This window comes from Streptomyces sp. NRRL B-24572, assembly GCF_002156145.1.
Taxonomy (GTDB): domain Bacteria; phylum Actinomycetota; class Actinomycetes; order Streptomycetales; family Streptomycetaceae; genus Streptomyces; species Streptomyces vietnamensis.
Map to the genome: position 1 here is coordinate 1 of NZ_MWIG01000096.1, position 20,955 is coordinate 20,955.

Consider the following 20,955-nt stretch of genomic DNA (forward strand, 5'->3'; position numbering starts at 1 on the left):
CGACCCCGTCGCCGTCGCCCTCGAACTGGAGCGGCTCCGCGGCACCCTGGAGGCCGGCTTCGCCCGGGTCGACGGCTCGCTCGCGCTGCTCGTACAGCGCAGCGACCAGACCGACAAGCAGCTCGCCGACCACGAGGCCCGCCTGGACGCCCTGGAGCGGGCCCGCTGGCCGCTGGCCAGCATCGGCGCCCTCGCCGCGGTGGCGACGGTCGCCGTCACGGCCTGGGAACTCGCGGCCCGCTGAGGCGCCCGACCCGGGCGGCGGGGCCACCCGGACCCACCGCCCGGGAGGCCCTGCCGCTCGGAAGGCCCCGCCGCCCGGGAGCCCCCCTGCTTGGAGGCCCCACCGCGCGGAAGGCCCCACCGCACCGCCCGTTGCCGGGCCCCGGCAAGAAGGGCCTCCCCGCACGACCGGCCTGCGGCCCTGTCCCCCGGGGCCGTACGGGCGGACACTGCACAGGAGCGCGACCAGCCGACGAAGGGGGACCCTCATGGCGACGGACGACCGCGATCCACCCGTACCCCCGCACGACCCGCCCACCGGTCCCGACGCCGGCACCCTCGTCGACGTCCACCTCACCGTCATCGAGTACGGCGCGGTGGCCGCCGAGTACGCCGCCGCCGCGACCCATCCCGACGCGCCCCGGGCGATCGTGGACGACTACGCCATCGTGGTCGACGCCCTCGCGCTCGCCCGCCGGGTCCCCACCGAGGACGTCCCCGCCGTCCTCGCCGTCGGCACCCGGGCGCTCCTGCGCGTACACCGCGCGCTCCTCGGCTAGCCGACGGCCGGCCGGGAACGCCGAAGGGCGGCCACCCCGTGATCGGGGTGACCGCCCTTCGGTTCGCACTACTTACTGGTTGTACGGACCGTAGTCGTAGTCCTCCAGCGGAACGGCCTGGCCGGAGCCCGAGCCGAACGGCGAGTAGTCGATGTCGTCGTAGCCGACGGCCGAGTACATCGCGGCCTTGGCCTCCTCGGTCGGCTCGACCCGGATGTTGCGGTAGCGGGACAGACCCGTACCGGCCGGGATGAGCTTACCGATGATGACGTTCTCCTTGAGGCCGATGAGGCTGTCGGACTTGGCGTTGATCGCCGCATCCGTCAGGACTCGGGTCGTCTCCTGGAAGGAGGCGGCCGACAGCCAGGACTCCGTCGCCAGCGAGGCCTTGGTGATACCCATCAGCTGCGGACGGCCGGAGGCGGGGTGACCGCCCTCGGTGACCACACGACGGTTCTCGGTCTCGAACTTCGAACGCTCGACCAGCTCGCCCGGCAGGAGCTCCGCGTCGCCGGACTCGATGATCGTCACGCGGCGCAGCATCTGCCGGATGATGATCTCGATGTGCTTGTCGTGGATCGACACGCCCTGCGAGTTGTAGACCTTCTGGACTTCGCCGACCAGGTGGACCTGGACCGCGCGCTGACCGAGGATCCGGAGCACGTCGTGCGGGTTGGTGGCACCCACGGTGAGCTTCTGGCCCACCTCGACGTGGTCGCCCTCGCCCACGAGCAGACGGGCACGCTTCGAGATCGGGAACGCCGTCTCGTCGGTGCCGTCGTCCGGGGTGACGACGATCTTCTTGGTCTTCTCGGTCTCCTCGATGCGGACGCGACCGGCCGCCTCGGAGATCGGGGCGACACCCTTCGGCTGCCGGGCCTCGAAGAGCTCGACGACACGGGGCAGACCCTGGGTGATGTCGTCACCGGCCACACCACCGGTGTGGAAGGTACGCATCGTCAGCTGGGTACCGGGCTCACCGATGGACTGGGCGGCGATGATGCCGACCGCCTCACCGATGTCGACCAGCTTGCCGGTGGCGAGCGAACGGCCGTAGCAGAACGCACAGGTACCGACGGCGGACTCACAGGTCAGGACCGAACGGGTCTTGACCTCCTCGACGCCCGCGTTGACCAGGGCGTCGATGAGCACGTCACCCAGGTCGACGTTGGCCGGCGCGATGACCTTGCCGTCGACGACGACGTCCTCGGCGAGCATCCGCGCGTACACGGAGGTCTCGACGTCGTCCGTCTTCCGCAGGACACCGGCCTCGTCCTTGGCCGCGATCCGCAGCTTCAGACCGCGCTCGGTGCCACAGTCCTCCTCGCGGATGATGACGTCCTGCGAGACGTCCACCAGACGACGGGTCAGGTAACCCGAGTCGGCGGTACGCAGGGCGGTGTCGGCGAGACCCTTACGGGCACCGTGCGTCGAGATGAAGTACTCGAGGACGGAGAGGCCCTCACGGAAGGACGCCTTGATCGGACGCGGGATGGTCTCGTTCTTCGCGTTCGACACCAGACCGCGCATACCGGCGATCTGCCGCATCTGCATCATGTTTCCTCGGGCACCCGAGTCAACCATCATGAAGATGGGGTTCGTCTTGGGGAAGTTCGCGTTCATCGCCTCGGCGACCTCGTTGGTCGCCTTGGTCCAGATCGCGATGAGCTCCTGCGTGCGCTCTTCCTTGGTGATCAGACCGCGCTCGTACTGCTTCTGGACCTTCTCGTCCTGCGCCTCGTAGCCCTTGACGATCTCCTTCTTCGCCTCGGGAACGACGACGTCGGAGATGGCCACGGTGACGCCGGAACGGGTCGCCCAGTAGAAGCCCGCCGCCTTCAGGTTGTCGAGCGTCGCCGCCACGATGACCTTGGGGTAGCGCTCGGCGAGGTCGTTGACGATCTCGGAGAGCTGCTTCTTGCCGACGGAGTAGTCGACGAACGGGTAGTCCTCGGGCAGCAGCTCGTTGAAGAGCGCGCGGCCCAGCGAGGTCTTCAGACGGAACGAGTCACCCTGCTGCCACTCCGGCTCGCCCTCCTCGGCGACCGGGGGGACCCAGCCACGGGGAGCGACGGTGCCGACCGGGAAGCGGATCTCGATCTGCGACTGCAGCGCGAGCTCGCCGGCGTCGAACGCCATGATCGCCTCGGCCGTGGAGCCGAACGCGCGGCCCTCGCCCTTGGTGTCACGGAGCTCGCCGTCGGTGGTGAGGAAGAACAGACCGAGGACCATGTCCTGGGTCGGCATCGTCACCGGACGGCCGTCGGCGGGCTTGAGGATGTTGTTCGAGGACAGCATCAGGATGCGGGCCTCGGCCTGCGCCTCCGCGGAGAGCGGCAGGTGGACGGCCATCTGGTCACCGTCGAAGTCCGCGTTGAACGCGGTGCAGACGAGCGGGTGGATCTGGATGGCCTTGCCCTCGACCAGCTGCGGCTCGAAGGCCTGGATGCCGAGGCGGTGCAGCGTGGGCGCACGGTTCAGCAGAACCGGGTGCTCGGCGATGACCTCTTCGAGGACGTCGTACACGACCGTGCGGCCGCGCTCGACCATCCGCTTGGCCGACTTGATGTTCTGCGCGTGGTTCAGGTCGACCAGGCGCTTCATCACGAACGGCTTGAAGAGCTCGAGCGCCATGGCCTTCGGCAGACCGCACTGGTGGAGCTTGAGCTGCGGGCCGACGACGATGACGGAACGCGCCGAGTAGTCGACACGCTTGCCGAGCAGGTTCTGACGGAATCGACCCTGCTTGCCCTTCAGCATGTCGCTGAGGGACTTCAGCGGACGGTTGCCGGGGCCCGTGACCGGGCGACCACGACGGCCGTTGTCGAAGAGGGCGTCGACCGCCTCCTGGAGCATGCGCTTCTCGTTGTTCACGATGATCTCGGGCGCGCCGAGGTCGAGAAGCCGCTTCAGGCGGTTGTTGCGGTTGATCACACGGCGGTACAGGTCGTTCAGGTCGGAGGTCGCGAAGCGGCCACCGTCGAGCTGCACCATCGGACGCAGGTCCGGCGGGATGACCGGCACGCAGTCGAGAACCATGCCCTTGGGGCTGTTCGCGGTCTGCAGGAACGCGGAGACGACCTTGAGGCGCTTGAGCGCACGGGTCTTCTTCTGGCCCTTGCCGGTACGGATGATCTCGCGGAGGCGCTCGGCCTCCTCCTCCAGGTCGAAGGACTCCAGGCGCTTCTGCAGCGCCGCGGCACCCATCGAACCGTCGAAGTACGTGCCGAAGCGGTCACGCAGCTCGCGGTAGAGGAGCTCGTCGCCCTCCAGGTCCTGGACCTTGAGGTTCTTGAAGCGGGACCAGACCTCGTCCAGACGGTCGATCTCGCGCTGCGCACGGTCGCGCAGCTGCTTCATCTCGCGCTCGGCACCCTCGCGCACCTTGCGGCGCACGTCGGCCTTGGCGCCCTCGGCCTCCAGCTCGGCGAGGTCGTTCTCGAGCTTCTTGGCGCGGGCCTCCAGGTCGGAGTCGCGACGGTTCTCGATCTGCTGGCGCTCGACGGAGACGTGCGCCTCCAGGGAGGGCAGGTCACGCGTACGGCGCTCGTCGTCGACGTACGTGATCATGTACGCCGCGAAGTAGATGACCTTCTCCAGGTCCTTCGGGGCGAGGTCGAGCAGGTAGCCGAGGCGCGACGGGACGCCCTTGAAGTACCAGATGTGCGTGACGGGCGCGGCCAGCTCGATGTGGCCCATCCGCTCGCGGCGCACCTTGGCGCGGGTGACCTCGACGCCACACCGCTCACAGATGATGCCCTTGAAGCGGACGCGCTTGTACTTGCCGCAGTAGCACTCCCAGTCCCGGGTCGGACCGAAGATCTTCTCGCAGAAGAGTCCGTCCTTTTCGGGCTTCAGGGTGCGGTAGTTGATGGTCTCCGGCTTCTTGACCTCGCCGTGGCTCCACTGACGGATGTCGTCAGCGGTGGCCAGACCGATCCGGAGCTCGTCGAAGAAGTTGACGTCGAGCACTATGCGTCAATCCCTCTCAGGGTTGTAAGGCTGTGGGGTCTGATACGGGGGTCCTGGGGCCGGCCGGGGGGCTCATTGCTGAGCCCCCGGACCGGACTCCCGTCAGACCTCTTCGACGCTGCTCGGCTCGCGCCGGGACAGGTCGATGCCGAGCTCCTCCGCTGCGCGGAAGACGTCCTCGTCGGTGTCACGCATCTCGATGGACATGCCGTCCGAGGACAGCACCTCCACGTTGAGGCACAGGGACTGCATCTCCTTGATGAGGACCTTGAAGGACTCGGGGATGCCGGGCTCAGGGATGTTCTCGCCCTTGACGATGGCCTCGTAGACCTTCACGCGGCCGGTCACGTCGTCGGACTTGATCGTCAGCAGCTCCTGGAGGGCGTACGCGGCGCCGTAAGCCTCCAGCGCCCACACCTCCATCTCACCGAAGCGCTGGCCACCGAACTGGGCCTTACCACCCAGCGGCTGCTGGGTGATCATCGAGTACGGGCCGGTCGAACGCGCGTGCAGCTTGTCGTCGACCAGGTGGTGGAGCTTGAGGATGTACATGTACCCGACGGAGATCGGGTCCGGGAACGGCTCGCCGGAGCGGCCGTCGAACAGCCTCGCCTTACCGGTCGGGAGCACCATGCGCTCGCCGTCGCGGTTCGGGATGGTGTGCTGGAGCAGACCCGCGAGCTCGTCCTCACGCGCACCGTCGAAGACCGGGGTCGCGACGTTGGTGCCGGGGGCGACCTGGTCGGCGCCGATCGCCTGGAGGCGCTGCGCCCACTCGTCCGCGAGACCGGAGACGTCCCAGCCGCGGCTGGCGAGCCAGCCGAGGTGGATCTCCAGGACCTGTCCCGGGTTCATTCGGGACGGGACACCCAGCGGGTTGAGGATGATGTCGACCGGGGTTCCGTCCTCGAGGAACGGCATGTCCTCGATGGGAAGGATCTTGGAGATGACACCCTTGTTGCCGTGACGGCCGGCGAGCTTGTCACCGTCGGTGATCTTGCGCTTCTGGGCGACGTAGACGCGGACCAGCTGGTTCACGCCCGGGGGAAGCTCGTCGCCCTCCTCGCGGTCGAAGACGCGGACGCCGATGATCTTGCCGATCTCGCCGTGCGGCACCTTCAGCGAGGTGTCACGGACCTCACGGGCCTTCTCACCGAAGATCGCGCGGAGCAGGCGCTCCTCCGGGGTCAGCTCGGTCTCACCCTTGGGCGTGACCTTGCCGACCAGGATGTCGCCGGCGACGACCTCGGCACCGATGCGGATGATGCCGCGCTCGTCGAGGTCCGCGAGGACCTCCTCGGAGACGTTCGGGATGTCCCGGGTGATCTCCTCGGGGCCGAGCTTGGTGTCACGGGCGTCGACCTCGTGCTCCTCGATGTGGATCGAGGAGAGGACGTCGTCCTGCACGAGGCGCTGCGACAGGATGATCGCGTCCTCGTAGTTGTGGCCCTCCCACGGCATGAACGCCACGAGGAGGTTCTTGCCGAGCGCCATCTCGCCGTCTTCGGTGGCGGGACCGTCGGCGAGGACCTGGCCCTCGATGACGCGCTGCCCCTCGTCCACGACGACCTTCTGGTTCACAGAGGTGCCCTGGTTGGAGCGGGAGAACTTGTGCAGGCGGTACGTGATGTACGTGCCGTCGTCGTTGGCGACCGTGATGTAGTCGGCCGACAGCTCCTGGACGACACCGTCCTTCTCGGCCTTGAGCACGTCGCCGGCGTCGGTGGCGCAGCGGTACTCCATGCCGGTGCCGACGAGCGGGGCCTCCGACTTAATGAGCGGGACGGCCTGACGCATCATGTTCGCGCCCATGAGGGCACGGTTGGCGTCGTCGTGCTCGAGGAACGGGATCATGGCGGTCGCGACCGACACCATCTGGCGCGGCGAGACGTCCATGTAGTCCACGTCCGACGGCTCGACGTAGTCGACCTCGCCGCCACGCTTGCGGACCAGGACGCGGTTCTCGGAGAAGCGGAGCTCGTCGTCGAGCGCGGCGTTGGCCTGCGCGATGACGAACCGGTCCTCCTCGTCGGCGGTGACGTAGTCGACCTCGTCGGTGACCTGGCCGTCGACGACCTTGCGGTACGGCGTCTCGATGAAGCCGAACGCGTTGACGCGGCCGTACGAGGCGAGCGAACCGATCAGACCGATGTTCGGGCCTTCGGGGGTCTCGATCGGGCACATGCGTCCGTAGTGGGACGGGTGCACGTCTCGGACCTCGAAGCCGGCCCGCTCACGGGAGAGACCACCCGGGCCGAGCGCCGACAGACGGCGCTTGTGGGTGAGACCCGACAGCGGGTTGTTCTGGTCCATGAACTGGGACAGCTGCGAGGTTCCGAAGAACTCCTTGATCGACGCCACGACCGGGCGAATGTTGATCAGGGTCTGCGGGGTGATCGCCTCGACGTCCTGGGTGGTCATCCGCTCGCGGACGACGCGCTCCATACGAGCCAGACCCGTGCGGACCTGGTTCTGGATGAGCTCGCCGACGTTGCGCAGACGACGGTTGCCGAAGTGGTCGATGTCGTCGGTCTCGACGACGATCTCGTTGCCGTTCTCGCCGATCGTCTCGGTCTCGCCCGCGTGGAGCTTCACCAGGTACTTGATCGTGGCGATGATGTCGTCGGTGGTGAGGACACCGGCGTCCAGCGGCTCGTCGGCGCCGAGCTTCTTGTTCACCTTGTAGCGGCCGACCTTCGCGAGGTCGTAGCGCTTCGGGTTGAAGTAGAGGTTCTCGAGCAGCGTCTGAGCGGCCTCACGGGTCGGCGGCTCGCCCGGACGGAGCTTGCGGTAGATGTCCAGAAGCGCGTCGTCCTGGCCCTGGGTGTGGTCCTTCTCCAGGGTGGCGCGCATCGACTCGTACTCGCCGAACTCCTGCAGGATCTGCTCGGTGGTCCAGCCGAGGGCCTTCAGGAGGACGGTGACGGACTGCTTGCGCTTGCGGTCGATGCGGACACCGACCAGGTCGCGCTTGTCGATCTCCATCTCCAGCCAGGCACCCCGGGACGGGATGATCTTGGCGGAGAAGATGTCCTTGTCGGACGTCTTGTCGATGGAGGAGTCGAAGTAGACACCGGGGGAACGGACCAGCTGCGACACCACGACACGCTCGGTGCCGTTGATGACGAAGGTGCCCTTGTTCGTCATGAGCGGGAAGTCGCCCATGAAGACCGTCTGGGACTTGATCTCGCCGGTCTCGTTGTTGGTGAACTCGGCGGTGACGAAGAGCGGGGCGCCGTACGTGAAGTCACGGTCCTTGCACTCGTCGATCGAGTTCTTCGGCGGCTCGAAGCGGTGGTCGCGGAAGGTCAGCGACATCGACCCGGAGAAGTCCTCGATCGGGGAGATCTCCTCGAAGATCTCCTCCAGACCGGACTTCGTGGGGACGTCCTGTCCCGACTCAAGGGCAGCCTCGACGCGAGCCTTCCAGGCGGCGTTGCCGAGCAGCCAGTCAAAGCTCTCGGTCTGCAGCGCGAGGAGGTTCGGAACCTCGAGGGGCTCCTTGATCTTTGCAAAGGAGATGCGCAGCGGGGCGGTGCTTGCGCCGTTGTTCGTATTGGTCGAGGCGTTGCGCGAGGCGGCCAAGAGGGGGTCCTTCCGAGGGCTCGGACTCACTACGCGCGTACCGGTCCCCAGCAACGCTTCACGGCAGACGTTTCCTGAGATGACCAAAAGGCCAGGTCAGACGGGGTCGGTCCACGAAGCTGATGCGAAGGTATGCCCCTGGTGACGGGCAGGGGGCAGCTAACAGGCAGCGCAAAGGGTCAGTGTAGCCACTTGGCCCACTGATGTCCAGGGCGACTTCTTCGCGACCCTCGTTGCTCTCAACTCCGCGGTACCTCGCGCCGTGCGGCGCACCTCGATACTGCCCGTTCGGTCGTCGATCCATGCCTCGGAAACGGATCGTTGTGACGACGCGTCCTGAGAATTGCGCGCTGCGTGCGGTTCGTCAAGACCCGCCGGTCTGCGGGGCGCACGGCGAAGATCACCATACTCCGCTTCCGGCGGCCCGCAGGACCCCCGCCACGCCCGTTTCCGGGAACGCCGAAAGGCGACCACCCAGATGGGTGATCGCCTCTCGGTGCCTCCGCGTTACACGGATCCGCGTGACACGGGGGCAGGAGTCAGCTCAGCGAGCCGAAACGGTCTTACTTGACCGTGACGGAGGCGCCGGCGGCCTTGAGGGACTCGGCGGCCTTCTCGGCGACGTCCTTCGCGACCTTCTCGAGGACCGGCTTCGGGGTGCCGTCGACGAGGTCCTTGGCCTCCTTGAGGCCCAGGGAGGTGAGCTCGCGCACGACCTTGATGACCTGGATCTTCTTGTCGCCGGCACCCTCGAGGATGACGTCGAACTCGTCCTGCTCCTCGGCGGCGGCGGCGTCGCCACCACCCTGGGCCGGGCCGGCGGCAACGGCGACGGCCGCGGCAGCCTTGACGTCGAACTTCTCCTCGAAGGCCGAGACGAACTCGGAGAGCTCGATGAGGGTCATCTCCTCGAACTGAGCGAGCAGGTCTTCCTGAGAGAGCTTCGCCATGATGGGCGATCCTTCCACTAAATTCGGCAGGTGCCGATGTGTCTGAAGAGGCGGGCGTAACGGCCCGCTACGACCCGCGCACTAGGCGGCGCGGATCAATGCGCGAGCCGAATTACTCGGCACCGCCCTGCTCGGCCTGCTTGGCGCGAAGCGCGTCCACGGTGCGGACGAGCTTCGTCGGCAGCGCCTGGAAGAGCTGAGCAGCCTGAGTCTGCTTGCCCTTGAACGCGCCGGCCAGCTTGCTGAGCAGAACCTCGCGGGACTCGAGGTCCGCAAGCTTCTTGAACTCGTCGGCGGAGAGCGCCTTGCCGTCAAGGACACCGCCCTTGATGACGAGGTTCGGGTTCTCCTTGGCGAAGTCACGCAGAGCCTTCGCCGACTCCACCGGGTCACCGGTGACGAAGGCGGCCGCGGTCGAACCAGCAAGCTGGTCGTCCAGCGCGGCGATCCCGGCCTGGTTGGCCGCAATCTTGGTCAGCGTGTTCTTCACCACGGCGTACTGGGCGTTGTCACCGAGCGAACGACGCAGCGTCTTGAGCTGCGCCACGGTGAGCCCCGTGTACGAGGTCAGCACGACGGCGTTCGAGCTGCGGAACTTGTCCTCAAGCTCGGCTACCGCGGCAGCCTTGTCGGGCCTTGCCATGAGCGTCGGCCTCCTTCCGGGTGATGGGACCGCACGGAAGGGGCTGAACAAAACAAAACGCCCCGGGCGCAGGCGCACGGGGCTGAACTCGACCGGATCACGAGAATCCGGGAACTCTTCCACAGTCACCTGCGCGGGTCGTTCGCATCTCAGCGAATCCTTCGGCCACCGCACCCTGACGGGGACAGCGACGACCAGCGGTCTTTGGCTTCTGTGGAAGCGTACGTGATGGCCTGGGCCAGGAGCAAATCAGCCCCTACCGAGGCGCTTCAGGAGATCCGTGAAGGCGACGGTGTCGCCGGCGGGCGGGGCCTGGACGGCAGCCTTGGCGCCGAAGTCGGAGTACTTCGTGGTGAGCGAGGTGCTGCTCCCGTCGGTCTCCGAAGAAGCGACGCGGGTCTCCACCGGGTAGCCGTCCGCACCGATCCAGACCTGCATGAACGTGCCATCGGGAAGCTCGCCCTCGTATCCCTGCGACCCCTTGAAGTCACCGCGCGTCCCGGGACCGAGGTGCTTGACCGCCGACGAGCCGGCCAGGAGGCCGAGCTCCTTGGGCAGGTCCATGGCCGCCACGGTCAGCCCGCCGGTCAGCTGGATCATCAGCTCGTCCCCGGCGGCGGCGCCCTCGGCGTCCACCTTCAGCCAGCGCTTGCCGCCCGTCTGCGCGGTGAGCCCCTTCCCCAGGTCCACATAGGTGGCCCCGGCGGCCGTGACCACGCGCGTCTCGACCGGAGCGCCGGGGATCTCGGCCAGGTAGGACGAGTCGAAGACCTTCAGGTCTGCGGCCACGGGACCCCACGCCTGGACACCGGTGAACGTGCTGCCGCCGGGCGCCTTCTCACCGCCCACGTTGAGGCGCATCTCGACCTCGGCGCTCTTCGCGGCCGAGGCCTTGGCGTACGCGGCCCGGACGGCCTTGGCGGCCTCCTCGGGGCTCTGCGTGCCCGGCTGCGCCGTCGCGGAGGCGCCGGCGGCCTTCTTCGTACCGCCGTCGCCGTCCTGGCATCCCGCGACACCCGCCACGACGGCCGCGGCCGCCAGGGCCGCGGCGGCGCGCTTCCACGCGGACCTGCTCATATCCGTTCCCCACCCTTGATCGACGTCCTGCGTCCCCCGGACCGTAACAAGAAACCGGCCCCGCACCTCCGGAGAGGTGCGGGGCCGGTTGACCACTCAGCGAGCCGGTGAGGCTCAGACCGCGGCCGGGTCCTCCTCGACGAGGAGGTTACGGGTGCGGTTGGAGTCCAGCGGGATGCCGGGGCCCATCGTCGTCGTGATGGCCGCCTTCTTGATGTAGCGACCCTTCGCGGCGGACGGCTTCAGACGGAGGATCTCCTCCAGGGCCGCGGCGTAGTTCTCGACCAGCTTCGTCTCGTCGAAGGAGACCTTGCCGATGATGAAGTGCAGGTTCGAGTGCTTGTCGACGCGGAACTCGATCTTGCCGCCCTTGATGTCGTTGACAGCCTTCGCGACATCGGGGGTGACGGTGCCGACCTTGGGGTTCGGCATGAGACCACGCGGGCCGAGGACGCGGCCGAGGCGGCCGACCTTGCCCATGAGGTCCGGGGTGGCCACAACGGCGTCGAACTCGTTCAGGCGGTTGCCCTTGGAGATCTCGTCGATGAGCTCGTCGGAGCCGACGATGTCGGCGCCCGCGGCGATCGCGGCCTCGGCACGCTCACCGGTCGCGAAGACCAGGACCCGGGCGGTCTTGCCGGTGCCGTGCGGGAGGTTCACGGTGCCACGGACCATCTGGTCGGCCTTGCGCGGGTCGACACCCAGGCGGAAGGCGACCTCGACGGTGCCGTCGAACTTCGTGGTGGCGGTCTCCTTGGCGAGACGGACGGCCTCGAGGGGGGCGTAGAGCCGCTCGCGGTCGACCTTGGCGTCCGCGTTGCGGAGAGCCTTGCTGCGCTTCACTGCTTCTCCTGTGCAGTTACACCATGCGGCTGACGCCGCGTGGCAGGTATGGAGTCGTGGTGCGGACCGCGCCGGCCCTACCACTAAGAGGTCAAACGGGGGGTGATCAGCCCTCGACCGTGATGCCCATGGAACGGGCGGTGCCGGCGATGATCTTGGACGCGGCGTCCAGGTCATTGGCGTTGAGGTCGGGGAGCTTGACCGTGGCGATCTCGCGGACCTGGGCGGCCGTGAGCTTGGCGACCTTGGTCTTGTGCGGCTCGCCGGAGCCCTTCTCCACACCCGCGGCCTTGAGGATCAGCTTGGCGGCCGGCGGAGTCTTGGTGATGAAGGTGAAGGTGCGGTCTTCGTAGACCGTGATCTCCACCGGCACGACCATGCCACGCTGCGACTCGGTCGCGGCGTTGTAGGCCTTGCAGAACTCCATGATGTTGACGCCGTGCTGACCCAGCGCGGGGCCGACCGGCGGGGCCGGGTTGGCCGCACCAGCGTTGATCTGGAGCTTGATAAGCCCCGTGACCTTCTTCTTCTTGGGAGGCATTGCTCTCTCCGGGTCCTAGTGAGAGTGTTCAGCCCGCCTTCCGGTCATCCGGATGCAGGCATACCGCACAACGATAACGGGTATAGACGTGCGGCTAAAAACCGAGCAGGTCAGAGCGGCTGCGAGAGCCACTCTGACCTGGTCGGAAGACGGTGAGATCAGTTCTTCTGGATCTGGTCGAAGCTGAGCTCGACCGGGGTCTCGCGACCGAAGATCTCGACGAGGCCCTTGACCTTCTTCGAGTCCGGGTTGATCTCGTTGATCGTGGCCTGGAGGGTCGCGAACGGGCCGTCGGTGACGGTGACCGAGTCGCCGACCTCGAAGTCCAGGACCTGGACCTCCAGCTTGCGGGCCGGAGCCGGCTTGCCCTCGGCCTCGGCGGCCTCGCGGGCGGCCTTCTCCTCGGCCTCCGGGGCGAGCATCTTGACGATCTCGTCCAGGGTCAGCGGGTACGGGTCGTAGGCGTTGCCCACGAAGCCGGTGACGCCGGGGGTGTTGCGGACGACGCCCCAGGACTCGTTCGTCAGGTCCATGCGGACGAGAACGTAGCCGGGGAGCTTGTTCTGCTTGACGTTCTTCCGCTCGCCGCCCTTGATCTGGACGATCTCTTCCTCGGGGACCTCGGCCTGGTAGATGAAGTCCTCGACGTTGAGCGAGACGGCACGCTGCTCGAGGTTGGCCTTCACGCGCTTCTCGTAGCCCGCGTAGGTGTGGATGACGTACCACTCGCCGGGGAGGGTGCGGAGCTCCTCGCGGAGCGCGGCGACGGGGTCGACCGGGGCGGCCGGCTCGGCCTCCTCCTCGGTCTCGTCCTCGTCGCCCTCGTCCTCGACCTCGGCGGTCTCGTCCTCGTCGGCCTCTTCGGCCTCGTCGATCTCGACGTCCTCGTCCGCAGCGTCCTCTGCAGCGTCGACCTCGACGTCCTCGACGTCCTCGTCGGCGGCCTCGACGATGTCCAGCTCGTCCTCGACGGACTCGGACTCGAAGGCGTCGTTCAGGTTCGCGTCAGACACGGTGGCTGCTTCTTCCTGCGATACAGATGGGGTGGAACAAAAAGTCAGCCGAAGACGTACTTGACTGCTTCCTGGAAGCCATAGTCAATCACGGTGACAAGGCCGATCATGATGACGACGAAGACAATCACCACGGTGGTGTACGTCGTCAGCTGGTTCCGCGTGGGCCAGACGACCTTGCGGAGCTCGGCGATGATCTGGCGGTAGAAGAGCGCGAGACGGCCCAGAGGGCCCTTCTTTCCGCGCTTCCCGCCCTTGCGGGACTTCTTCTTCGACTCTGCGGTCTCGTCGGCATCAGGCATGTCGATGGAGCCTACGGCGTCCGTCACGATCTCTCACCTGATTCCGGGTCGGCCGTGCCGCGCCCGGGTGGAGCCGCACGGCGGTGCAATGAAGTACGTACACATGCGCACAACACCTGGCGGTGTGTGTAGCAGGGCCGGAGGGACTTGAACCCCCAACCGCCGGTTTTGGAGACCGGTGCTCTACCAATTGAGCTACGACCCTTTGTCGGTGCCCCCCAAACGTACCGCATCGTGAGATGTGGTCGGTGCGGGCCAACGAGGAGTGAGCATACGTGGTCATGGGCCCCTACGTCGAACAGAAACCTCGCCGACCTGCCGTCGGACGCTCGTACGACCGGTAATGACCGGTCCTGTCCGGTCCGTGAAACCTGTGTGCCGGGCCTCGGCACGGTCTGGGACGATGGCCCGCATGAGCGCTGCTACCCCTCCCACCGAGCGTCGGGTCTCCGCCCGGATCGGTGCGATCTCCGAGTCCGCCACCCTCGCCGTCGACGCCAAGGCCAAGGCCCTCAAGGCCGCCGGGCGCCCGGTGATCGGTTTCGGCGCGGGTGAGCCCGACTTCCCGACCCCGGACTACATCGTCGACGCGGCCGTCGAGGCCTGCAAGAACCCGAAGTACCACCGCTACACGCCGGCCGGCGGTCTGCCCGAGCTGAAGGCCGCGATCGCCGCCAAGACGCTGCGCGACTCCGGTTACGAGGTCGACGCCTCCCAGGTCCTGGTGACCAACGGCGGCAAGCAGGCGATCTACGAGGCCTTCGCCGCGATCCTCGACCCGGGCGACGAGGTCATCGTCCCGGCGCCGTACTGGACGACGTACCCCGAGTCGATCCGCCTCGCGGGCGGCGTCCCGGTGGAGGTCGTCGCCGACGAGACCACCGGCTACCGGGTCTCGGTGGAGCAGCTGGAGGCGGCGCGCACGGAGAAGACCAAGGTCGTCCTCTTCGTGTCCCCCTCGAACCCGACCGGCGCGGTCTACAGCGAGGCCGAGACCGAGGCGATCGGCCGCTGGGCCGTCGAGCACGGCCTGTGGGTCCTCACGGACGAGATCTACGAGCACCTCGTCTACGGCGACGCCTCCGCCGTCTCGCTCCCGGCGGTCCTGCCGGAGCTGCGCGACAAGTGCATCGTCGTCAACGGCGTGGCGAAGACGTACGCCATGACGGGCTGGCGCGTGGGCTGGATCATCGGCCCGAAGGACGTCGTGAAGGCCGCGACCAACCTGCAGTCGCACGCAACCTCCAACGTCTCCAACGTGGCGCAGGTGGCCGCGATCGCCGCCGTCTCCGGGAACCTGGACGCCGTCAAGGAGATGGGCAAGGCCTTCGACCGCCGCCGCCAGACGATCGTGCGGATGCTCAACGAGATCGAGGGCGTCGTCTGCCCGACGCCGGAGGGCGCGTTCTACGTGTACCCGTCGGTGAAGGGGCTGCTCGGCAAGGAGATCCGCGGCAGGCGCCCGCAGACCTCGGTCGAGCTCGCCGCGCTGATCCTGGACGAGGTCGAGGTCGCGGTCGTCCCGGGCGAGGCCTTCGGCACGCCGGGCTACCTGCGGCTTTCGTACGCGCTCGGTGACGAGGACCTGGTGGAGGGCGTGTCCCGGATCCAGAAGCTGCTCGCCGAGGCGCGCGACTGATCCTCTTCGAGGTGCGGGCCCCCGGTTCTCCGGAACCGGGGGCCCGTTTTTGCGTTCTAGCAAGGTCCCGATCGGGGAAATGGACTTCATTCGTCCATTCGGGTGCGGCAGTATCGGCCAATGGAGCACGTACGCGATCTCACCCTGTTGCCCAAGGCCCATCTGCATCTGCACTTCACCGGTTCGATGCGGCCCACGACGCTCATCGAGCTGGCCGACAAGTACGGCGTGCATCTCCCGGAGGCGCTGAGCAGCGGTACGCCTCCGAAGCTGCGGGCGACCGACGAGCGCGGCTGGTTCCGTTTCCAGCGGCTGTACGACATCGCCCGCTCCTGCCTGCGCGCGCCGGAGGACATCCAGCGGCTGGTCCGGGAGGCGGCCCAGGAGGACGTCAGGGACGGCTCGGGGTGGCTGGAGATCCAGGTCGACCCCACCTCGTACGCCCCGCACCTCGGCGGCCTGATCCCGGCCCTGGAGATCATCCTGGACGCGGTCGACGCGGCCTCGCGGGAGACCGGGCTCGGAATGCGGGTGCTGGTCGCGGCGAACCGGATGAAGCACCCGCTGGAGGCCCGTACGCTCGCGCGGCTCGCGGTGCGGTTCGCGGACCGGGGCGTGGTCGGTTTCGGGCTCTCCAACGACGAACGGCGGGGCATGGCCCGGGACTTCGACCGGGCCTTCGCGATCGCGCGGGAGGGCGGCCTGCTCGCGGCCCCGCACGGCGGCGAGCTGACGGGCCCCTCGTCGGTACGGGACTGCCTGGACGATCTGCGGGCGGCGCGGGTCGGTCACGGGGTGCGGTCGGCGGAGGACCCGAGGCTGCTGCGGAAGCTGGCCGAGAAGGGCGTGACCTGCGAGGTCTGCCCGGCGTCGAACGTGGCCCTGGGCGTGTACGAGAAGCACGAGGACGTCCCGCTGCGGACCCTCTTCGAGGCGGGCGTCCCGATGGCGCTCGGCGCCGACGACCCCCTCCTGTTCGGCTCGCGGCTCGCCGCCCAGTACGAGATCGCCCGCCGGCACCACGGGTTCACGGACGCGGAGCTGGCGGAGCTGGCCCGGCAGTCGGTGCGGGGCTCGGCGGCGCCGGAGGACGTCAAGGCGAAGCTCCTGGCGGGGATCGACGACTGGATCGCCTAGGGCCTGTCCGGCCCGTCCGGCCTATACGGCCCTGATCCGCCGGACAGGACCCAGCCGGCACCGCTCGGTCGAGATCGGCTAGGCGATCCCGCGGAGCAGGGTGCGGGCGAGCGTGCGGGCGAAGTCGTCGAGGGAGTCCGGCGGCCTGCGGTCCGGGGTCATCTCCCATGCGAAGGAGCGCTGCACGCAGGCCCCGAGGAGCAGGGAGGCGGCGGCCATCGGGTCGGCGTCGGCGCTGATGCGGCCGTGCTGCTGCTCGGCGCGGAGGTAGGCGGCGAGGCCTTCGATGGGCTTGTGGGGGCCCATGCCGTACGTGCGCATGGCCTCCTCGTGGCGCCGTTTGAGCTGCGGTTCGGCGTAGAGGGACGCGACGACCGGGAAGGTCTGCTCGTAGAAGAGCGCAGCCTGCCGGGCGACCTCGGTGAGGTTCTCCTCGACGCTGCGGCCGCCGGGGTCGGCGACGAGCGTGCCGAGGAGTCCGGCGAGCTGGGGCAGGCGCTCGTTCAGGACGGTCAGGAAGAGTTCTTCCTTGCTGCTGAAGTACTTGTAGAGCGCGGCTTCCGAGCAGCCGGCCGCCTTGGCGATCTCCTTGGTGGTGGTGCGGGCGAGCCCCGCCGTCCGCATGAGGTCGCGGGCGGCGTCGACGATCCGGGTCCGGGTCGGCTTCTCTTCCATGCATCCTCCAGCGACGCTTGACGTGTGAGTGAGTATCCACTCACCCTGGGGGTGAGTGAACACTTACCCACCCAGGGAGGGTGCGACATGAAGCTCACAGTCTTCGGTGCGACCGGCGGCATCGGCCAGGAGATCGTCCACCAGGCCCTGGCCTCGGGCCACGAGGTGACGGCGGTGGTGCGGGACCCGGCACGGCTCACCGTGACCGGCAGCCGCCTGACGGTCCAGCGCGCCGACCTGGCCGACCCCGAGGCCCTGCGCGGGGCCGTGGCGGGCCGGGACGCGGTGCTCTCGGCCCTCGGCGCCCGGACCCGGGCGGACGCGGGCGTGGCGGCGCGCCTCACCCGCTCGGTGCTCACGGCGATGGAGGCGGAGAAGACGCGCCGGCTCCTGGTGGTCAGCGCGGCCCCGCTGGGCCCGGTCCCGGACGGCCAGGCCCTCGTCGACAAGGCCGTCCTGGCGATCATCAACAACGTCCTGAAGGACATCTACGCCGACCTGCGGGTCATGGAGTCGGACCTCGCCGCGAGCAGCGCCGACTGGACCTCCGTACGCCCGCCCAAGCTGACGAACAAACCGGGCACCGGCCGGTACCGCAAGGTCGTCGGCGGCACCCCGTCCCGGGGCCGCTCCCTGGCCCGCTCGGACGTGGCGCACGCGATGCTGGCGATGATCGACGACCCGGCGACGGTCAGGCAGGGCGTCGGAGTGGCCTACTAGCCGCGTGCTAGAGCTCGACCCCCACGGTGACGGGCTCGTTGACGAGGGTGACCCCGAAGGCGTCCCGTACGCCGGCGACGACCTCGCGGGCGAGGGCGAGGAGGTCCTCGGTGGTCGCCTCGCCGCGGTTGGTGAGGGCGAGCGTGTGCTTGGTGGAGATCCGGGCGGGCCCGGAGCCGTACCCCTTGGTGAACCCGGCCTTGTCGATGAGCCAGGCCGCCGAGGTCTTCACGGCGCCGTCCTCGCCCGCCGGGAAGGCCGGCGGGGCGACGTCCGGTCCGAGCCGCTCGGCCACGCGCGCGAGGAAGGTCTCGTACTCCCCCGCCGTGAGGATCGGGTTGGTGAAGAAGGAGCCCGCGGACCAGGTGTCGTGGTCCTCCGGATCCAGGACCATGCCCTTGCTCGCGCGGAGCTTCAGGACGGTCCCGCGGGCGTGCGCGAGCGGCACCCGCTCGCCCATCGCGACCCCGAGGGCGCGGGCGGTCTGCTCGTACGCGACCGGCGCGGACAGCCCCTCGGCGTCCTCCAGCTCGAAGCGGACCCGCAGCACGACGTACCGGTCGGGCTGGTCCTTGAAGAGGCTGTGCCGGTACGAGAAGGCGCACTCGGCGTTCGTGAGGGTGACGGTCTCCTCGGCGCGCCGGTCGTAGGCGACGACCTCGGTGACGGTCGCGGAGACGTCCTGGCCGTACGCCCCGACGTTCTGGATCGGGGTCGCGCCGGCCGAGCCGGGGATGCCGGCCAGGCACTCGATCCCGGCGAGCCCGGCCTCGACGGTCCGCGCCACGGCGTCCGTCCAGACCTCGCCGGCGGCGAGTTCCAGGCGGGTCCCGTCGAGCGAGAACCCGGTGGTGGCGATGCGCAGCGCCGTGCCGTCGAAGCCCTTGTCCCCGATGACCAGGTTGGAGCCGCCGCCGATGATCAGCAGCGGGGTCCCGGCGGCGTCGGCCTCACGGACCGCGGCGATCACCTCGTCGTCGGTGGCGGCGGTGACGAGCCGGGTGGCGGGTCCGCCGAGCCGGAAGGTGGTCAGGGGCGCGAGGGGGGCGTCTGCGATCTGCTGCACGGGCTCAAGGGTACGGGCCCGCCGCTTCCGCGACGGGCCCGTGACGTTCGTACGGCGGCTCGTACGGTCAGGCGAGGCGGACGACGGCCCGGGACATGCCCAGGACCTTCTGTCCGGCGCTCATGGCCGTGATGTCGACCCGCACCTGCTGGTCGTCCAGCTTGGCGGCGACCTTGGCGGAGACCTCGATCTCGGCGCCCTTGTCGTCGTTGGGGACGACGACCGGCTTGGTGAAGCGGACGCCGTACTCGACGACGGCGGCGGGGTCGCCGGCCCAGTCGGTGACGACGCGGATCGCCTCGGCCATGGTGAACATGCCGTGGGCGATGACGTCGGGGAGGCCGACCCCGACCGCGAACTTCTCGTTCCAGTGGATGGGGTTGAAGTCCCCGGAGGCGCCGGCGTACTGCACGAGCGTGGCGCGGGTCACGGGGAAGGTCTGGGCGGGCAGCTCGGTGCCGACCTCGACCTCGTCGTAGGCGATCTTCGCGGTCATGGTCAGGCCCCCTCGGGTGCGCGGGAGACGAGCTTGGTCCAGGCGGTGACGACGTGCTCGCCGGAGGCGTCGTGGACCTCGCCGCGGATGTCGAGGATGTCGTTGCCGGCGAGGGACTTGATCGCCTCGATGGTGGAGGTGACCGAGAGCCGGTCCCCGGCGCGTACGGGCCGGGTGTAGGCGAACTTCTGGTCGCCGTGGACGACGCGGCTGTAGTCGAGGCCCAGCTGCGGGTCCTCGATGACGGCGCCGGCCGCCTTGAACGTGATGGCGAACACGAAAGTGGGCGGGGCGATCACATCGGAATGTCCGAGCGCCTTGGCCGCCTCGGTGTCGGTGTACGCGGGATTGGCGTCACCGATCGCCTCGGCGAACTCGCGGATCTTCTCGCGGCCGACCTCGTAGGGCGCGGTGGGCGGATAGGTCCGGCCCACGAAGGACTGGTCGAGCGCCATGGACTCGATACCTCCTGGATTTGTTGCCGATGTCATCGGGGGGAGCCGACAAACGACACGAGGCCGCCCCCGAGTGGGGACGGCCTCGTGTACGAGCCTGATTAACGCGTCTCGCGGTGCGCGGTGTGCGAGTTGCAGCGGGGGCAGTGCTTCTTCATCTCAAGACGGTCCGGGTTGTTACGCCGGTTCTTCTTGGTGATGTAGTTCCGCTCCTTGCACTCCACGCAGGCCAGCGTGATCTTCGGGCGGACGTCGGTGGCAGCCACGTGAGTGCTCCTTGACGGACGGATGGACGGATGAACGCATAGAAGAGTAGCCGATCGCAGGACCGACCCCACAATCGGCTACTGTCTGTAGCGGTGACCGGACTTGAACCGGTGACACAGCGATTATGAGCCGCTTGCTCTACCGACTGAGCTACACCGCTTTGATGATCCGGACCCCGCCCGAAGGCGGGATCCCTCTCACCAGAGCCCCAATACGGAATCGAACCGTAGACCTTCTCCTTACCATGGAGACGCTCTACCGACTGAGCTATTGGGGCGAGCGAGGAAGACATTACACGGTCCCCGGCCCATCACCCAAATCCGTTTCCCCTAGGCCTCTCGGCAGCCCTCACCAGGCGTCCCGTACGCCACTCGTGGCCTCATCGGTACGACTATTGCGCTCCTCCTCGAAGCTCGCTCCGAGCGCCCCTAGGCTCGGCCCCACGCTGCGTGATCTTGATCTTGAGGAGCCTTGAGGAGCCCGATGTCAGCCGACAGCAAGCAGCCCCAGCCACCCGAGGACGGGGCCGCCACCACCGCCGACTCGACCTCGCTCCTGCTCTCCCACGCACGGCTCACCGACGGACGGACCGTGGACGTACGGCTCGTCGGCGGCCGGATCGAGGCCGTCGGCACCGCCGGCAGCCTCACCGCCGCGGGCTCCCGCGTCGACCTCGCCGGCTACCTCCTGCTGCCCGCCGCCGCCGAACCCCACGCCCACGCCGACACCGCGCTCTCCGCCGACACCCCGGGACCCGTCTCGTACGCCCCCGAGGAGGTGCAGCGGCGGGCA

The 20,955-nt window shown here is 68.4% G+C and carries 18 protein-coding genes, 3 tRNA genes and 2 pseudogenes; 6 read left to right on the forward strand and 17 right to left on the reverse strand.

Annotated elements, in window-relative coordinates; genetic code table 11:
- A partial coding sequence (locus CCN56_RS06175) for a hypothetical protein (protein ID WP_107484102.1) occupies nt 1-244 on the forward strand: 244 nt, incomplete at its 5' end.
- A 247-nt stretch (nt 245-491) separates the two neighbouring features.
- Complete coding sequence (locus CCN56_RS06180) at nt 492-782, forward strand: hypothetical protein (RefSeq protein ID WP_179199708.1); 291 nt, start codon at nt 492-494, stop codon at nt 780-782.
- A 72-nt stretch (nt 783-854) separates the two neighbouring features.
- On the opposite strand, the gene CCN56_RS06185 is transcribed toward CCN56_RS06180, so the two are convergent.
- From CCN56_RS06185 to CCN56_RS06235, 10 genes are all read right to left on the reverse strand, one after another.
- Nucleotides 855-4,754, reverse strand: a complete 3,900-nt coding sequence (locus tag CCN56_RS06185; protein ID WP_041130748.1) for a DNA-directed RNA polymerase subunit beta' — start codon at nt 4,752-4,754, stop codon at nt 855-857.
- Between the two features lie 102 nt (nt 4,755-4,856).
- On the reverse strand, nt 4,857-8,339 hold the full coding sequence (rpoB, locus tag CCN56_RS06190; RefSeq protein ID WP_041130747.1) for a DNA-directed RNA polymerase subunit beta: 3,483 nt from the start codon (nt 8,337-8,339) through the stop codon (nt 4,857-4,859).
- 563 nt (nt 8,340-8,902) lie between these two features.
- Entirely contained in the window at nt 8,903-9,289 is a 387-nt protein-coding gene (gene rplL, locus CCN56_RS06200; RefSeq protein ID WP_086824368.1) for a 50S ribosomal protein L7/L12, read from the reverse strand.
- Nucleotides 9,290-9,401: 112 nt separating this feature from the next.
- On the reverse strand, nt 9,402-9,932 hold the full coding sequence (rplJ, locus tag CCN56_RS06205; protein WP_041130745.1) for a 50S ribosomal protein L10: 531 nt from the start codon (nt 9,930-9,932) through the stop codon (nt 9,402-9,404).
- A 249-nt stretch (nt 9,933-10,181) separates the two neighbouring features.
- Complete coding sequence (locus CCN56_RS06210; protein ID WP_086824369.1) at nt 10,182-11,009, reverse strand: hypothetical protein; 828 nt, start codon at nt 11,007-11,009, stop codon at nt 10,182-10,184.
- 114 nt (nt 11,010-11,123) lie between these two features.
- On the reverse strand, nt 11,124-11,852 hold the full coding sequence (gene rplA, locus CCN56_RS06215) for a 50S ribosomal protein L1 (protein ID WP_086824371.1): 729 nt from the start codon (nt 11,850-11,852) through the stop codon (nt 11,124-11,126).
- A 106-nt stretch (nt 11,853-11,958) separates the two neighbouring features.
- Entirely contained in the window at nt 11,959-12,393 is a 435-nt protein-coding gene (rplK, locus tag CCN56_RS06220) for a 50S ribosomal protein L11 (RefSeq protein ID WP_030687894.1), read from the reverse strand.
- 158 nt (nt 12,394-12,551) lie between these two features.
- Nucleotides 12,552-13,406, reverse strand: a complete 855-nt coding sequence (nusG, locus tag CCN56_RS06225) for a transcription termination/antitermination protein NusG (RefSeq protein WP_041130742.1) — start codon at nt 13,404-13,406, stop codon at nt 12,552-12,554.
- A gap of 44 nt (nt 13,407-13,450) precedes the next feature.
- On the reverse strand, nt 13,451-13,735 hold the full coding sequence (secE, locus tag CCN56_RS06230) for a preprotein translocase subunit SecE (protein WP_041130741.1): 285 nt from the start codon (nt 13,733-13,735) through the stop codon (nt 13,451-13,453).
- Between the two features lie 105 nt (nt 13,736-13,840).
- Nucleotides 13,841-13,913: transfer RNA gene (locus tag CCN56_RS06235), tRNA-Trp, on the reverse strand.
- A 207-nt stretch (nt 13,914-14,120) separates the two neighbouring features.
- Here CCN56_RS06235 and CCN56_RS06240 point away from each other — a divergent pair.
- Both CCN56_RS06240 and CCN56_RS06245 read left to right on the forward strand, forming a co-directional pair.
- The gene (locus CCN56_RS06240; protein WP_086824374.1) at nt 14,121-15,347 is read left to right on the forward strand and encodes a pyridoxal phosphate-dependent aminotransferase; all 1,227 of its coding nucleotides are present in this window, start codon (nt 14,121-14,123) and stop codon (nt 15,345-15,347) included.
- Nucleotides 15,348-15,467: 120 nt separating this feature from the next.
- On the forward strand, nt 15,468-16,484 hold the full coding sequence (locus CCN56_RS06245; protein WP_086824376.1) for an adenosine deaminase: 1,017 nt from the start codon (nt 15,468-15,470) through the stop codon (nt 16,482-16,484).
- Nucleotides 16,485-16,562: 78 nt separating this feature from the next.
- On the opposite strand, the gene CCN56_RS06250 is transcribed toward CCN56_RS06245, so the two are convergent.
- The gene (locus CCN56_RS06250; RefSeq protein WP_086824377.1) at nt 16,563-17,159 is read right to left on the reverse strand and encodes a TetR/AcrR family transcriptional regulator; all 597 of its coding nucleotides are present in this window, start codon (nt 17,157-17,159) and stop codon (nt 16,563-16,565) included.
- 87 nt (nt 17,160-17,246) lie between these two features.
- On the opposite strand from CCN56_RS06250, the gene CCN56_RS06255 reads away from it, so the two are divergent.
- Entirely contained in the window at nt 17,247-17,879 is a 633-nt protein-coding gene (locus CCN56_RS06255; RefSeq protein ID WP_086824379.1) for an NAD(P)-dependent oxidoreductase, read from the forward strand.
- A 7-nt stretch (nt 17,880-17,886) separates the two neighbouring features.
- On the opposite strand, the pseudogene CCN56_RS06260 reads toward CCN56_RS06255, so the two are convergent.
- The 6 genes and pseudogenes from CCN56_RS06260 to CCN56_RS06285 form a co-directional block, all read right to left on the reverse strand.
- Nucleotides 17,887-18,963 (reverse strand): annotated as a pseudogene (locus tag CCN56_RS06260) (UDP-N-acetylmuramate dehydrogenase); the annotation flags it as partial.
- 49 nt (nt 18,964-19,012) lie between these two features.
- Nucleotides 19,013-19,441, reverse strand: a complete 429-nt coding sequence (locus CCN56_RS06265; protein ID WP_086824383.1) for a MaoC family dehydratase — start codon at nt 19,439-19,441, stop codon at nt 19,013-19,015.
- Between the two features lie 2 nt (nt 19,442-19,443).
- Complete coding sequence (locus tag CCN56_RS06270; RefSeq protein WP_030687915.1) at nt 19,444-19,896, reverse strand: MaoC family dehydratase N-terminal domain-containing protein; 453 nt, start codon at nt 19,894-19,896, stop codon at nt 19,444-19,446.
- A gap of 101 nt (nt 19,897-19,997) precedes the next feature.
- Nucleotides 19,998-20,162 carry a 50S ribosomal protein L33 gene (rpmG, locus tag CCN56_RS06275; protein WP_003956487.1) on the reverse strand — a complete coding sequence of 55 codons (165 nt, stop codon included), beginning with the start codon at nt 20,160-20,162 and terminating at the stop codon, nt 19,998-20,000.
- 88 nt (nt 20,163-20,250) lie between these two features.
- Nucleotides 20,251-20,323: transfer RNA gene (locus CCN56_RS06280), tRNA-Met, on the reverse strand.
- Nucleotides 20,324-20,367: 44 nt separating this feature from the next.
- Nucleotides 20,368-20,440, reverse strand: a tRNA-Thr gene (locus tag CCN56_RS06285).
- Between the two features lie 206 nt (nt 20,441-20,646).
- On the opposite strand from CCN56_RS06285, the pseudogene CCN56_RS06290 reads away from it, so the two are divergent.
- Nucleotides 20,647-20,955: pseudogene (locus CCN56_RS06290) on the forward strand (hydrolase); the annotation flags it as partial.

Excerpts from the sequence above, each read along its gene's own strand:
- CCN56_RS06250 (WP_086824377.1), bottom strand. The coding sequence starts at position 17,159 with ATGGAAGAGAAGCCGACCCGGACCCGGATCGTCGACGCCGCCCGCGAC.
- CCN56_RS06180 (WP_179199708.1), top strand. The coding sequence starts at position 492 with ATGGCGACGGACGACCGCGATCCACCCGTACCCCCGCACGACCCGCCC.
- CCN56_RS06245 (WP_086824376.1), top strand. The coding sequence starts at position 15,468 with ATGGAGCACGTACGCGATCTCACCCTGTTGCCCAAGGCCCATCTGCAT.
- CCN56_RS06240 (WP_086824374.1), top strand. The coding sequence starts at position 14,121 with ATGAGCGCTGCTACCCCTCCCACCGAGCGTCGGGTCTCCGCCCGGATC.
- CCN56_RS06210 (WP_086824369.1), bottom strand. The coding sequence starts at position 11,009 with ATGAGCAGGTCCGCGTGGAAGCGCGCCGCCGCGGCCCTGGCGGCCGCG.
- CCN56_RS06265 (WP_086824383.1), bottom strand. The coding sequence starts at position 19,441 with ATGACCGCGAAGATCGCCTACGACGAGGTCGAGGTCGGCACCGAGCTG.
- rplK (WP_030687894.1), bottom strand. The coding sequence starts at position 12,393 with ATGCCTCCCAAGAAGAAGAAGGTCACGGGGCTTATCAAGCTCCAGATC.
- rplL (WP_086824368.1), bottom strand. The coding sequence starts at position 9,289 with ATGGCGAAGCTCTCTCAGGAAGACCTGCTCGCTCAGTTCGAGGAGATG.
- rplJ (WP_041130745.1), bottom strand. The coding sequence starts at position 9,932 with ATGGCAAGGCCCGACAAGGCTGCCGCGGTAGCCGAGCTTGAGGACAAG.
- CCN56_RS06255 (WP_086824379.1), top strand. The coding sequence starts at position 17,247 with ATGAAGCTCACAGTCTTCGGTGCGACCGGCGGCATCGGCCAGGAGATC.
- CCN56_RS06270 (WP_030687915.1), bottom strand. The coding sequence starts at position 19,896 with ATGGCGCTCGACCAGTCCTTCGTGGGCCGGACCTATCCGCCCACCGCG.